Annotated in this window: 10 protein-coding genes; 6 read left to right on the top strand and 4 right to left on the bottom strand. The window is 65.1% G+C overall.

Features of this window, described 5'->3' with window-relative positions; all coding sequences use genetic code 11:
* The first annotated feature begins 36 nt into the window (after window positions 1–36).
* Window positions 37–1389: an oligogalacturonate lyase family protein gene (locus tag SAS01S_RS01055; RefSeq protein WP_066803501.1), complete on the top strand. Its 1353-nt coding sequence runs from the start codon at window positions 37–39 to the stop codon at window positions 1387–1389.
* Between the two features lie 56 nt (window positions 1390–1445).
* On the opposite strand, the gene SAS01S_RS01060 is transcribed toward SAS01S_RS01055, so the two are convergent.
* Window positions 1446–2387, bottom strand: coding sequence for a 2-dehydropantoate 2-reductase (locus SAS01S_RS01060; protein WP_245656705.1), 942 nt, complete (start codon window positions 2385–2387; stop codon window positions 1446–1448).
* Window positions 2388–2524: 137 nt separating this feature from the next.
* Here SAS01S_RS01060 and SAS01S_RS01065 point away from each other — a divergent pair, with 137 nt between their 5' ends.
* The gene (locus tag SAS01S_RS01065) at window positions 2525–3310 is read left to right on the top strand and encodes an IclR family transcriptional regulator (protein WP_066803474.1); all 786 of its coding nucleotides are present in this window, start codon (window positions 2525–2527) and stop codon (window positions 3308–3310) included.
* Window positions 3311–3346: 36 nt separating this feature from the next.
* On the opposite strand, the gene SAS01S_RS01070 is transcribed toward SAS01S_RS01065, so the two are convergent.
* Together SAS01S_RS01070 and SAS01S_RS01075 are read right to left on the bottom strand one after the other, a co-directional pair.
* On the bottom strand, window positions 3347–5257 hold the full coding sequence (locus SAS01S_RS01070; protein ID WP_066803477.1) for a hypothetical protein: 1911 nt from the start codon (window positions 5255–5257) through the stop codon (window positions 3347–3349).
* 28 nt (window positions 5258–5285) lie between these two features.
* Complete coding sequence (locus SAS01S_RS01075) at window positions 5286–8000, bottom strand: exo-rhamnogalacturonan lyase family protein (RefSeq protein WP_245656706.1); 2715 nt, start codon at window positions 7998–8000, stop codon at window positions 5286–5288.
* Between the two features lie 353 nt (window positions 8001–8353).
* Here SAS01S_RS01075 and SAS01S_RS01080 point away from each other — a divergent pair, with 353 nt between their 5' ends.
* Genes SAS01S_RS01080 through SAS01S_RS01090 form a run of 3 tightly spaced genes read left to right on the top strand, consistent with a single transcriptional unit; the run spans window position 8354 to window position 11357 of the window.
* Window positions 8354–9154 carry a rhamnogalacturonan acetylesterase gene (locus tag SAS01S_RS01080; RefSeq protein ID WP_066803504.1) on the top strand — a complete coding sequence of 267 codons (801 nt, stop codon included), beginning with the start codon at window positions 8354–8356 and terminating at the stop codon, window positions 9152–9154.
* Window positions 9145–10377: a rhamnogalacturonan acetylesterase gene (locus SAS01S_RS01085; protein ID WP_066803480.1), complete on the top strand. Its 1233-nt coding sequence runs from the start codon at window positions 9145–9147 to the stop codon at window positions 10375–10377. The genes SAS01S_RS01080 and SAS01S_RS01085 overlap by 10 nt, the downstream gene beginning before the upstream one ends.
* On the top strand, window positions 10377–11357 hold the full coding sequence (locus SAS01S_RS01090) for an alpha/beta hydrolase (protein ID WP_066803483.1): 981 nt from the start codon (window positions 10377–10379) through the stop codon (window positions 11355–11357). Before SAS01S_RS01085 ends, SAS01S_RS01090 begins: the two co-directional genes overlap by 1 nt.
* A gap of 45 nt (window positions 11358–11402) precedes the next feature.
* Here the strand turns inward: SAS01S_RS01090 and SAS01S_RS01095 are convergent, their stop codons facing one another.
* Window positions 11403–13280, bottom strand: a complete 1878-nt coding sequence (locus SAS01S_RS01095; RefSeq protein WP_500799070.1) for a rhamnogalacturonan lyase — start codon at window positions 13278–13280, stop codon at window positions 11403–11405.
* Window positions 13281–13650: 370 nt separating this feature from the next.
* Here SAS01S_RS01095 and SAS01S_RS01100 point away from each other — a divergent pair.
* A partial coding sequence (locus SAS01S_RS01100; protein WP_245656707.1) for a TonB-dependent receptor plug domain-containing protein occupies window positions 13651–14276 on the top strand: 626 nt, incomplete at its 3' end.

Below are 14276 nucleotides of genomic sequence, written 5' to 3' on the forward strand. Positions count from 1 at the left end.
CGGCAGAAGGCGGTCCGTTTTGGAGAGATGGAAGACATGAAGCTGATGGCTGCCACGCTGCTCGCTTTGACCGTCATCGCGGGGTCGACCGCGGCGCCGGCTGCGGATACGCCGCGCGAATGGGTCGACGCGAAGACCGGTCACCGTGTCGTCCGGATCTCGACCGGTCCGGGCATGTCGAGCCTCTATTTCCACCAGCAGGCCTTCACCCCGCAAGGCGACAAGATGGTCATCTCGACGGTGGAGGGAATCGCTGCCGTCGAGTTGAGGACGTGGAAAATTACTCCCGTCGTGACCGGCAAGGGGCTGCAATTGCTGTTTACCGGCCGCAAGACGCGCACCGTCTATTACTCGACGCGCGGTCGCTCGGCTGCCGGCACCGGTGCCGCCGACCGTGATGGCCAGACCGGTGCGATCGAAGTGTGGGCGGCGGATATCGATAGCGGAAAAGCGCGGAAGATCGCGGACGTGCCGGCGGGCGGCATCGCGACGATCAACGCCGACGAGACCTTGCTTGCGGGGGCAGTGACCGAACGGGCGATGCCGTTGCAGCCGGGTACGGCCGGCCGCGATGCCCGTTTCGACCAGGCGCCTTATGCCGCCAATGGCCCCGATGGTAAGCCGCTGACCTTCGCCGAGGCCAAGGAAGTGCGGCTCAACGAACGGCTCGACGCCAAGATTCCGATGGAGATATTCACCATCGATATCCGCACGGGCCGGCGCAAGACCGTGATCGCCTCGACCGACTGGCTCAATCACCTGCAATTCTCGCCGACCGATCCGGGCCTGCTGATGTTTTGCCATGAAGGTCCCTGGCATAAGGTCGATCGGATCTGGACGATCAGGACCGACGGCACCGGCCTGACCAAGATCCATGTTCGTACGATGAACATGGAAATCGCCGGTCACGAATTCTGGTCACCCGACGGCAAGACCATCTGGTACGATTTGCAAACGCCGCGCGGCGAAGTTTTCTGGCTCGCGGGATACGATCTCGCGACGACTAAGCGGCGCCGGTACAAGGTCGATCGCAACCAATGGTCGGTCCATTACAATATCTCGCCCGACCAGACTGTGTTCTCCGGCGACGGCGGCGATAGCGAAATGGTCGCGCACGCGCCGGACGGGAAATGGCTGTATCTGTTCCGTCCCAGGGCGATTCCCGATGTCGCGGGTATCCATGCGCCGGGATCGGAGACGTTGATTGCGCCCGGCACATTCGATGGCGAGAAGTTGGTCGACATGTCGAGGCAGGATTATCGGCTGGAACCCAATGCTCGTTTTTCGCCCGACGGCAAATGGCTCATCTTCCGGTCGAACATGGAAGGTGAGCCGGGCATCTACGCGGTCGAGATCGCGCGCCAGGGTGCCGTGAAGCGGCGCTCATGACTCTCCTCGGCACCGGCGACGCGGCGCGAGGCGGCACCTGCCGCAATCGGTCGATGTCAGCGCTTCGATCGGGCGCTCTCGTCGATCGTCGCCAGCAAGCCGGCAACGGTATCGCTGACCGGGGTCGCGATGCCGTGCTTTTTGCCCAGCCGACCGACAACGCCGTTACGGGCATCCCATTCCATTGGGCGCGACGCGCGTCGGTCCGCCAGCATCGAATTGACCGAATCCGCCGGCGCATCGCGATAGCGCTGGACGACCGATTCTATCAGCGAGTCGTCGAGAACCGCACCCTCCGCGCGGCCGACAGCAATGCATTCGCGGATCAAAGCGCGCATGATCTCGGCCGCAGGCTCGCGCCGCGCGACGCCGCCCGGCTCGTTGCTCAGGACCGATACGGCACCCGCGCTGTTGACGCACAATTTTTGCCAGATCGCGGTGACGAAGTCCGAGCTCTCGGAGACGTCGATCTCCGCCCGCTCGAACAGCGCCGCAAAGGCGTGGCCGGCGGACCCCGCGGGGACTTCCATCGTGCCACGCCGCCGTTGCCGGATGCGACCGGGCGCATCGCGCTCGGCCGGAATGTCGACCATCACCGGCAAAAGTCGGTCGGACGGGACATGGTCGGCAAAGCGACGCACATGCTCGACCCCATTTTGCAGGACGGCGACGCGGGTTTCCCGTCCGACCAACTGCGCGAGCCAGGCGGCGGTGCCGGCGACGTCATAAGTCTTGGTCGCGATCAAAACCCAATCGACCGGTTGCGCGGCATCGGGTCGCGAAATCTGACGTGGCGCGACGTCGAGACGCGTTGTCGGCGTCTCGACGACCAAGCGATCGAACGGCGTACGAACGCACAAGGTTACGGAGATCGCGTCGGATGCCGCCAACCAGGCCGCGATAGTGCCGCCGATCGAACCGGGGCCGACAATAGCGGCAGTTTGTCGCGATTGACGGTCGGTCGGCAAGGCTTCGTCGCCCCTCTTGTCGTCAATCACGCCTGTCCCTTTCTCTTCCGTTTCCTCCCACGGGCCGCTAGTGAAACGACGGGGAGGAACCTATCTCGTCGCGTGGGCCCCAGAGAAATCAATCAGCATTCACCAATGCGCTGGCGCTAGCGCGGAGATAGAATTCGATGGCGAAAGATGCCGACGTCAAGGATCCATACGCTTCGTTGAAGGGCGCGCAATCGTTGATGCGTGCGCTGGATATTCTCGACCAAGTCATCAACGGACCGGTGAAATCGGCTGACTTGGCGCGCAATCTCGATCTCACGCGATCGACGACCCATCGACTTGCCCAGGCCCTGAGGGCGCGCGATTACCTTGCGATCACGCCGGACGGCTATTCGCTGGGCCCGAAGCTTCTCCAGCTCGGATCGATGGCGCAGGAGCAGACCGATTATGTGCGGCTCGCCAGGCCGCATCTCGAGGCGCTCTCGGCCGAAACCGGCTATTGCGTCTTTCTCGGCAAGCGCGAGGGCGACTGGTCTCGCCATCTCGACCGCGTGACCGGGCGGCAGCGCCTGCGGGTGGCGACAGCGCCCGGCGATCGGCGATTGATCGTGGAGACCGGCATCGGAAAGGCGCTGCTGCTCGACCAATCGGAAGACGCGCTGACCAAATTGTTCCAGGCCGAAAAGCCCGAGGCGAGCGCGAAGAAGCTGAAGGATTGGCTCGACGGCATGCGGCAGAACAGGGCGCGGGGCGTGGTGCTTCACGAGAGCGAGGCCGGCGACTTCGTCCGATCCGTCGCCGCCCCTGTCAGGAACGACAAAGGCCAGATCGTGGTCGCTATCAGCATCGCCGGAGCGGCCGCCTATCTGACGGACAAGGTTCTCGGCGAGCTTGCCAATCCGGTAAAGGCGGCGGCGGCGAGCATCGGCGCTACGCTCGGATATCGAGCGTCGACTTCCGACTAGATCCGACTCCAGCAAGACGGAAGAGGTGTCACCCGATCACGGGTTCGGCATCGTGAACAGCCGATCATAGTCGCGCCAATGGGCGTTCATGGTGCGGACCTTTTGCCGCAGCACGGACTGGAAATTGGGGCCAAGCTTCATGATCGTCTCCTCGCCGTCGCTGGCGGCCAGATCGAGTAGCGGGCGGCTGCTGCCCGACATCAGCTTGTCGAGCGCTACCGCCGTATCGATCTCGCGTCGCGCGGTGTTGATCATGTCGGCGCGCGCCCAATCGTTCTGCGCGCCGAGGACCGGATGGGCTTCGGGTTTCACGCCCAGCGCGGTGACGCGGTCGAGCTGAGCCTGGTAGCCGACCATGTTGTCGGCCGACTGCAACAAATACCCTAGCGCCTGAACACGCTCGCTCGTCAGCCGCCAATAGTCCGCCGCATCGGGCGTGCTCGCCGAGGCCGCGAGAGCGTCGAAATCCTTTTGCGCGCGCCGGACGCGCGGCATGGATATTTCGATGGCGCGTTGGAGCAGCAGGTGTGCGCCCCATCCTTCGTACATGCGCATTGCCTGAATGTCGGCCAGATTGGATGCCGATTCTTCGGTCCCGGCCTGAAAGAGGAAGCGGCGATAGCCGGCCTTTTCGGCATCGGTCAGCTCGGCCGGAAACGGCACCATCGGCCGTTCGATCCAGCGATTGAGCACATGCCCCATGCGCAGCATCGGACCGAATTCGAGCACATCGAGATATTTCCGCACATCGTTGAGCGCGCTCCAGGCGTCGATCAATGTGTCGGCCTGGCCGTCACCCACTTCCGACACCGCGAACCGTCGCAGGGCGGCGAGCCGCTCGACCGTCGTTGTCATCGGCTGATCCCGCGTCGACCGGAGCAGCCGCAAGGAGAAATCCTCGCTTTCGTGATCGCCGAGCAGATAGGCCTTGTGAGCGCCGCTCGATTTGGCGACGGGATCGAAACTCGGAACGACGAGGCCGACGACCGGCGAGAAGGCGCTGTCATCGACACGCGTGATGCCGGTCTCGAATGGACGTCCGTCAGGACCCTCCTTGCCGTTGACGGCGAGATCGGCGGGGAGCTTGCGCTGGATGTTTTCGAGCACGTCCGGACCGAAGGTCGCGATCATCCAGGGCCGCGGCGGTATCTGGTTGATGTTGATGCGGACCCGATGACCTGACGCGGCTGCCGCTTGCTGAATGTTGGTCATGAAGCCGACCACCCTGTCGGCGAGCGGCACGTCGCGGTTTTCCGATGCACCATTCGCGCCGGGATACAGGCCTGGCGCCCAATCGAAGCCCGACCCGGCATCGGTCGTGACCCACAGAAACGTTTCGACCTGCGGGCATGCCGACAGGAGCGCATTGGTCGCCTCGCGATACATCGCCAGCACATCAGGCTGTGCCACGTTCGGCGCGAAATAGACGTTCTTCGATCGCGTGACCTGATCGATGCGGGGGCCGCGATATTCCGGGTGAGCGGCGAAGAATGCCTCGGGCAGGACGCCGGGCTCGTTCGCGGTCCAGATCGCCTTCAGATCGTATTTGCCGAGGATCCGGCAGCGCTGCGTGACGATGCGCTGGACGCGCGCCGCATAGGCCGCATCCATGAACGGACGGACCGCCGCGGGCGGGAACATCTTGAACAGGGTGGCGTGGTGCGCGAACCATGCCGGATAGGGGTCGTCGGCGTCCAGCTCCCAATAGGCGATCGGAAGGCCTTCGGTGACGACCACTTCCGTCGCCCCCAATTCGCGCGCCATCTTGGCCCGGCGGTCGAAATCGGCGAGATCGTCGGCATCCCGATTGGCCATTGAAGCAGCGGCCGACTTGTCCCTCGAGGCGGCGATCTTGCCCGCCGCGATGGCGGGTGTAGCGACCATGGTCGGCGCGAGAAGCGCAACAAGTGGCATCGTCGCGGCGCGCCACGCCGACAGACGTTTCATATTCTTACTCCGATCATGCGGCTGCGAGCTAGTCACGGCCGGAATCGCCCAGTCGTTTGCGTCCGGGAGCGTCGGGCGCGACAATCGGCACGCTGTCGAGCGCTTCGGGTATCAACGCCAGACACTGGATCGCCGCGAGGCCCCATTGCGCCGAGGCGTTAGTCGATACGCCCGGCCATTCGAGCACGCCATCGACCATGTGCCGCGGGTCGCGCGGCCATGTTCCGAGCCCGGCATCGCCCGACAGGAACTCGCCGGCAGCGCGCGCCGCCAGCGCCGCATCCTTCTCCTGGAACGCCGCATAGGCGGTCAGCCGCGAATGCCCCTCGCGCAGGTTGCGCGGCCCGAACGGCGGCCCGAACTTCACCAGATATTCAGCCTGCGGCGCGTTGTACCAGCGGCAATATTCCAGCCATGCGTTGCGATAAGCGGGGACGTCGAGCAGGCGCAGCAGCTCCGAACTGACTTCCACCGCGCCGAACACGGCATTGAGATGGGACAGCCCGATCCCGCGCTTCTGGTCGATGAAGCGGCCGGTCGCCAGTTCGAACGGCGCGCTCCCGGTCATCCAGCCATGCGGAAGGCGGCCGATCGTCTCCAGCCCGGCGACGATGCGATCGCGCCACTTGGTGTTCCCAGTCCGCTCCCACTCGGTCAGCCAGGCGGCGGCGAGGGGGCACCAGGTGGTGCCGAAAGTCATCTCGATCGTGCCGGGCGGCAATTGCGGCTTCTTGGCCCCGGGGACCTTTCGGCCGATCTCGACACTGGTCAACGCATGGTCGGACGTGATCAGCGCGCGCATCAGGTCGCCGACCCGTTCATCGGCGGTCAGATAATAATAGATCCGGCGGTAGGTGGCGTTGCTGACGCGAGGTTGTTTCGAGCTGTCGCCCCAATGTTGCACGCCATGGCGCGTGCCGAGGCCGGCGAAACGCCCGGTGTGATAGACGTCGACCTCGCTGGTGTGGCGCGTCATCGCTTCGGCAAGGCGCCAGGTTTGGGCGTCGCCGGTGCGGAGCGCCTGGTACCATAGCCACAGATCGGTCGAGAGCTCGCTATTGTCCCAGGCGAAACCGCCAATGTCGTAGCGCCAGCGATGGCGGTCGCTGTCATAGGTGTGCATCACATCGCCATGGTTCCAGAAGCCGTACCAGGAGCGGCGATCGACTTCACCGGCATAGAAATCGACCAGGTTGGACAGCTGGTTTTCGATCGCGGTGCGGTTGGGAGTCGAGCGGTCGGGAAGGCCGTAATCGGCGAATATTCCGGCGGCATTGAGGTGGGCGGGGGCGGCCATCAATTGCGGCGGTTGCGCCTGAGCGGCGGCCATCGCCGCCAAGGTGTCGTGGTCGGGCGTGGCGGGCAGCGCCCACAGCATCAACTCGCTGGTGCGCGCGATGCCCGAGGCGTCGTCCCAGCCTGGCTCGTAATCCTCATAGGTGACCGACAGCCCTTCATTCTGCGCGTCATAGCCCTCCATCCCCATCGTGCCGTGATAGGGACGCAGGTCCATGGCGGGTGCCTCGGGCGACCAGAGCCAGGCGGTCAACTTTGCGGTGTCGCCGGTCGCGCCGTCGATGTGGAGCGCGGTCGGATGCCGTTGCCAGAAATAGCGGACGCCGATCGCGGCCCCTCCGTCCGGTCCGCCGACATAAGCAAGGCCGGGTGCGCGCCGCCCCTCCGCCGCGTCGATCCATCCCTGATCGTGACCAGTTCGCTTGGTCAGCGCCCAGCCATTGGCGGTCGGCTGCTCGAGACGGAAGTCGCCCCAGGAGGGAATGCGTTGCAGCGTCGCGCGGACCGCTCCTGCCATCTGGTCGGGCGGCGGTGTTGCGCGACCGGCAATCTGCGCGTCGCGAAACGCCTTGCCGGGGTCGCGACGCAGTCCGGTCAGCGGGCGGACGCCTTCCGCGAACATCTGGCCATCCGTGGCAATGCGGACGTGGCGATCATGAAGCTCACCGCGCATCGCCACCGTCGCACTGATGCCGAGCGAGGAGAGGAAATCATGGCTAGCGCTGCCATCGAACACGACCGAGTGGACGATACGCAGACCGGTCGACCCGGCATAAGCGTAGAGGCGGACGGTGAACGGCATCCAGGCGCGTTCGCCCGACATATGGTGACCGTCGATCCGTACCACCGCGCGGACCGGCCCACGCTGCTCGACCGTCACCGTGTCGATCCGGCCGGTGAACGGCGTGTCGGCGCCATGGATCGGTTCGGTACGCGACGACCCGACTAGCGAGACGGGACCGAGCACCGGCCGGTCGCCCTGCGTCGCAGACCGGATCAGGGCGTCGCCGCTCTTCGCGATTTCCCAGGCGAGGTCACCGACGCGGATCGTGATCGCGGCGGCGTTCTCGGCGACCGCAACCGGCTGGGTTGGCGGCAAAGGCCGGCCTCGCGTGACGGTCAGCGCGTCGGGCGAAAGGTCGGCGGGGATTGCGTGCGCGGTCCATTTGATCGACCCGTCGGGCCAGGTCGCGGTGGTCCAGCCTTGCGACGGGACAGGCTTCCCTGCGCCATCGAGAACGGCCAGCGGCGTGTCGCGCTTGATGGACCCGCGTGGCCAGGCAACGCCAAAGGTCTGGCCGCTATGCGTGTCGGGCGCCTGCCCGTCGATCCAGTGCACGGGCGCGGGGATGAAACCGACGGGCGCGGCGTCCAGCCTGATCGGAAGTATGGTTGTCACCCCCGCCAACAGGCCGGCCTTCAGCGCGTCGCGACGGCTCAGGTTCATTTCTCTCTCTCCATCAACGGCAGGGGGTGTACGGACGATGGACAGGCAATGGGCCGCGAGCGATCCGCACCTCGGATCGGCCGGACGCATGTTGCCTAGTGTCGGTAGCGGTCGCGGAGCGTATGCCGAAGGGCATGCCAGCCAGCCGGATTATGCCCATCGCGTCATCACCCCTTCTCTTCCTGTCCCGCGCTGTTGCCGCGCGTTTGTCGTATCGGTTCACTCGCCTAGCATTTCCCGAAATGTAGAGGCAATGTCTACATGTTGGGAAAATTGTAGCAAATTATCGCAGATGGTTGCGAGTCGTAGGACGCGATTGCATAATACGGAACAAGGCGATGAAGGAGAAAAGGATGCGGATGCCAACCGTGCTGATCGGCGCTTTGGCCATGTTCATGGCAGCAAGCGTGCAGGCATCGTCGCCGGCGCCAATGCGCATCTTCATCGCCAGCGATTCGACCGCACAGGATTACAAACCCGACAAATATCCGCAGTCGGGATGGGGCACCATGCTGCGTTGCGCCGTGGGTCCGGGCGTGACGATCGAGAATCGCGCGATCGGTGGGCGCAGTACCAACAGCTTCATCCGCGAAGGCCGGCTCGACAAGATCGCCGCCGATCTGAGAAAGGGCGACACCCTGCTGATCCAGTTCGGCCATAACGACGCGAGCATCGACAAGCCCGAACGGTACACGACGATCGAGCAATATATCGCCAACCTCCACCGCTTTCTCGATGTGGCGAAGAAGGCAGGCGCGAGGGCGGTCATCCTCACCCCGGTCGCTCGTCGCGATTTCAAGGACGGCGTCGAGCAACCGAGCTTTCCCGCCTATGCCGATGCCGCACGCCGCGTGGCGAAGGAAACGCATACGCCACTGCTCGACCTGGGCAAGAGCTCGCAGGCGATGGTCCAGGCGTTGGGTCCGGATGCGGCCAAGGCCTATTATCTGCATTATGACGGTGCGGCGGGGGCACCCGGCTATCCCAACGGGGTGTCCGACGACACGCATTTCAGCGAGATCGGTGCGCGCCATATCGCCGACCTGGTGGCGATAGGTCTGAAGGCGTTGCGCATGCCGATTTCCAAGCGCGTGACACCGCATGTTCCTGCCCTGACCCGCACCGTTCCGGTGAGTGGGCCGTCATGCGCCTGATCGCGATCGTCGCGATGATCGCCGCCGCAACGATCCAGCCCGCGTCCGCCCAGGTCCGCCGCTTCGCGCTGGGCTCCGCACCGACGTCCGCCGATACCGTCGCGGTCGCGCCAGGCCGCGCCTATGCGGATGGATATGGCTATGAAGCGGGCAGCGACCGGCTGTTCTCGGTCGCGGCGGCACCGGGCAATTACCGCGTGACGGTGACGCTCGGCCTGCCGAACATCGCTACCGAGACCACGATCAAGGCGGAGTCGCGCCGCCTGATGGTCGACGCCTTGAAGGTTGCGGCTGGACAACACGCGACCATCAGCTTCATCGTCAATGTGCGCGATGCCAAATTGGTGCCGCCGCCGGCCAACGCACCCGGCGGATCGCAAGTACTGCTGAAGCCGCGTGAGCAGGCCTCGTTCAACTGGGACGACAGGTTGACGCTGGAGATACTCGGCGAGCATCCCGGCGTGACCGCGATCGCGATCGAACCGGTGACATTGCCGACCGTGTTCCTGCTCGGCGATTCCACCGTCACCGACCAGCCGGCCGAGCCGGCGGCGAGTTGGGGACAGATGCTCCCCGCCTTCTTCGCCCCCGACATCGCCATCGCCAATCACGCCGAAAGCGGCGAAACGATGAAGTCGTTCATGACCGAATTGCGCTTCGCCAAGGTGCTCGAACTGGCCAAGCCCGGCGACTGGGCGTTGATCCAGTTCGGGCATAACGACCAGAAGGCGAACTGGCCGCAGACCTATGCCGCGGCCGAGACGACCTATCGCGATTATCTGCGCACCTGGATCGCCGAATTCCGCAGGCACGGCGTCACGCCGGTGCTGGTCAGCTCCCCCGAACGGCGTTTCTGGACGGGCACGCGAATCCGCCCGACCCTGAGCGACTATGCCGCGGCGGTGAAGGCGGTTGGCAGCGAGCTCAACGTGCCGGTGGTCGACCTCAACGCCATGAGCATGACCTTTTATGAGGCGCTGGGGCCGGATCGGGCACCAATTGCCTTCAACGACAACGGCAAGGATGCGACGCATCATGACAATTACGGCGCCTGGGTGCTGGCGCGGTGCGTGGCGAAGGGATTGGCGGATGCGAAGCTGCCGTTGGTGCGGCATTTGAAGACCGCTCTGCCGCCATTCGATCCGGCTCGCCCGCCCGATCCGTCGAGCTTTCGGCTGACGCCCAGCATCGCGCACGACGCGCGCCGTCCGGAGGGCAATTGATGCCGACGCGCCGCTCGCTGATCGCCGGCTCTATCGCCGCATCGTTTGCTCTTCCCGCAACCGTACGCGCTGCGGCGGCCGGGGCTGATGAGGGAGTGACGGTCGATCGCTTCCCGATCTGGCCCAAGGCACCGCCCGGCGCACCGACGCCGGCGGTGATCGAACAATGGGTCAAAAGATCGCCCAACGGCGGCGTCGATGACATCGCGTGGCCGCATGTCGCGTCGCCGATGTTGACTGTCGTCAAGCCGGCCAAGCCAAGCGGTGCGGCGGTGCTCATTTGTCCGGGTGGCGGCTATGCTCGTGTCGCGGTGGGCCGTACCGGCGGCGCCATCGCTCGCGATTTCGCCGCGCGCGGGATCACGGCGTTCGAATTGCTGTATCGGTTACCGCACGACAATTGGGCGGCTGGCCCCGACACGCCGCTGCAGGACGCGCAGCGTGCGATGCGAGTGATCCGCGCCGGTGCGGGCACGCGCTGGCCCGTCGATCCGGCGCGGGTTGCGGTTACCGGTTTTTCCGCCGGCGGGCATGTCGCGGCGCGGCTGGCGAGCCGGTCGGCGCTTGCGACCTATCAGCCGCAGGATGCCGCCGATCGCCTGTCCGCGGCGCCCCTCGTGGCGGGGCTGTTCTTCCCGGTCATCACGATGCTCGACGATGGCGTCCATGCCCAGTCGCGCCGCGAACTGCTCGGCGCGCACGCTGCGGATCCGGAATGGCAACAGCGTTACTCGGCCCAACGCGACCTGCCGGCATCGATGCCGCCAAGCTTTGTCGCCTGCAATGGCGACGACCCGGTGGTGCCGTTCCGCAATGCGATGCTGATGTTCGAGGCGTTGAAGGCGGCGAAGGTGGCGGCCGAATTGACGGTGTTCGAAAAGGGTGGCCACGGCCCTCCCGCTAATCATAAAGACGGCACACCGGTGCCGTGGCTGGACCTGTTCCTGACGTGGAGCCGCGATCACGGCTGGCCCGGCTGAAGACCCCGCATGGAAGGCTCCATGGAGCGGGAAGGGCGGCGCAGCCTATTGCGCGGCCGTCTCGCTCGGTTTCAGGGCGCCGGGAAAATAGCTGAGATGCGGGGGCTGGTTATAGGCGGTGTTCTGCCAGGCCACGCCGGCGCGATAGACCGGATCCTGCATCAGCGTGACCAATCGGTGCGTCGTCGGATATGGCGTGGTGTAGATGCGGAGTTCGCGATTGTCGGCCGAGCGCCACACCACTTCCTCGCGCCAATCGCCCAGGATGTCGGCCTGAAGGGCAGGGGTCGCCTTGGTGCCGTTATTCGATGCGACGTCGTCGGGATGGAGCAGGGTAATCGCGGTGCTGGTGTTCCAGTTCCATTTGCTGATCGTCGTGCCGTCGAGCAGCTCCTGCAGAAAATCGCCATCCCAATAGATCGCGAAGTTGGTCTGCCGCGGCGCCGGGCCGATGACCTTGCCGTGGACGTCGAACAGGTCGCGGCTGTTCGATCCCCAGAATTCGTCCCCGACGTACCGCGGATCGATATCGGCGGCGACACCGCGCCCGGTGTCGGTCTCGGCTGGCTTGGTCCACAGGACTTCGCCCGTGCGCGCGTCGAGCAGGCCCGAGCCTAGCCCGCCATTCGCCTTCACCTCTTCGAATACACCCCATTTCTCGAGCCCTGGGCGCAGGGGATCGAGGTCGCCGACATGCATCGTGTCGCCGTGATAAAGCGGGTCGGTCCATAGCCCCTTGCCATCGTCGTCGACTGCCATCGATCCGTAGATCACCTCGTCACGACCGTCGCCATCGACATCGGCGATGCTGAGCTGGTGATTGCCGCGATTGCCATAGTCGCCATTGCCCGGCGTCGCCGAATCGAACAACCAGCGCCTGGTCAGTTTGCCGCCGCGATAATCCCAGGCGGCGATTGCCGTTCGGGCGTAATAGCCGCGGCCGAAGATCATGCTGGGATGCCGCCCGTCGAGATAGGCGGTGCCGGCCAGGAAGCGGTCCGCGCGGTTGGCATAGCCGTCTCCCCAGGTGTCGCGCAGTTGCTCGAAGGTCGGATTGCCGCCGGGATAGCGGGGAGGGTCGTACGGCGCGGTGGCCAGCGCGCGGCCGGTGCGGCCGTCGAACACGGTGAGATATTCTGGGCCCTTCAGGATGCGGCCCTTGAGCGGCGCCACCTTGGTCCCGTCGGCGAGCAGCTTGGCGCCGGTGCGGTCGGGTTGCGGCACTTCACCGTCATGGCTGCGCCAGTCGGCCTTGGCATCGCCGATGACCTTGCCGGTGCCGTCGACCGTCCCGTCGGCAGTTTTCATCGCCACTTCGGCGCGGCCGTCGCCGTCGAAATCGAATACCTGGAATTGAGTGTAATGCGCGCCTGCGCGGATATTCTTGCCGAGATCGAGGCGCCACAGTCGTTTGCCGTCCAGCGTATAGGCGTCGACGAAAACGTCGCCGGTATAGCCTGCCTGGCTGTTGTCGTGGCTGTTGCTGGGATCCCATTTCAGGATCAACTCGTAGCGGCCGTCGCCGTCGAGATCGCCAGCCGACACGTCATTGGCGGTGTAGGTATAGGATTCTCCATCGGGCTCGGTTCCGCCCGGCGGCGGGGTCAGCGGGATCGACAAATACCCCTTGGGCATCATGATCGCCGGGGCGCTCGCTTTCCTTGTCGCGGGAGCGCCAGCGACGCGCACCGTATAATGCGCGGCGGCCGACCCGCTGGGGTCGACGAACGAACTGGTCTCGGAGATCGGTTTGGCGTTGATGCGACGCCCATCGCGATAGACGTCGAAGCCGATAGTGCGTGCGTCACTGTCCAGCAGGCGCCAGCTGACCAGCCAGCCGCCGCCCTTGGCCGGCGAGGCGATCAGCCCGCGATCGAGTCGCTCGGCCTCACGCGACGGCGCCGCGCCGACGGCAGTCGCCACCGCCAGCAGGGCGCCAATTGCGGACGTCGCAAGCGATATTCTCCTGAAGCCTTGCATGACAACCTCTCTCCGCCTGCATGATATTATCCTACTTAATAGGATTGCATTGCACGATTTGGCAACATAGAGTGGAACGCATGCTCACATTGTGGGCATTGAGCAGAAGCTGCTGGGCGACGGTAAAAGCCGCGTTACGAGAGGGATGACCATGAAAGTGCGACTTTTCCCAACAGGAATCACCATGGCGCTTGGTCGTTCGCTCATTGCCGCGTGCACACCTTTCGACGCCAGATAATCAGAAGCGCGTAAATTCGCACCGGCCAGGAGGGCGCCGGGGCAATGCGAAAGCGCGAGTACAGGAGAGAGATCGATGACTGCAGATCGCCGGCGGAAGGGGCGCCGTTTAACCACTGTTTCCGTTCTCGCCCTGACGCTGGGTTGCGCCACCGCCGCGCCCGCGCTGGCACAGACCGCGCCTACTACCCCGCCGCAATCGGATCCCGCGCCCGCGCCTTCGCCCGCGCCGGGGACAGCGGCCCAGCCGCGGGCGCCGCAAACCGAAGATCAGGCTGGTACGTCACCCGACAGCATCGACAAGGGCGACATCCTCGTCGTCGGCACACGGGCGTCGCTGCGATCGGCGATCGCGCGCAAGCGCAATGCCGGAACGGTGGTCGATTCGATCGTCGCCGACGACATTGCCAGCTTCCCCGACAAGAATGTCGGCGACTCCCTGGCGCGCGTGACCGGCGTGCAGCTCAGCCGCGATTTCGGGGAGGGCGTTCAGGTGTCGATCCGCGGCGTCGAGCCCGATCTCAACCGCGTCGAAGTCAACGGGATGAGCCAGGTGTCGGCGCTCGGCACGCGCGGCGGCGACTTTCGCGAGCTGGCGACCGAGCTGGTCAAGTCGATCGACGTCTATAAAGGCTATACCGTCGATCTGACCGAGGGCGGGATCGGCGGGACCGTGTCGATCGAGCTGCGCAAGCCATTGGA

It is taken from the genome of Sphingomonas asaccharolytica NBRC 15499 (genome assembly GCF_001598355.1).
In the GTDB taxonomy this organism is placed as follows: Bacteria; Pseudomonadota; Alphaproteobacteria; order Sphingomonadales; family Sphingomonadaceae; genus Sphingomonas; species Sphingomonas asaccharolytica.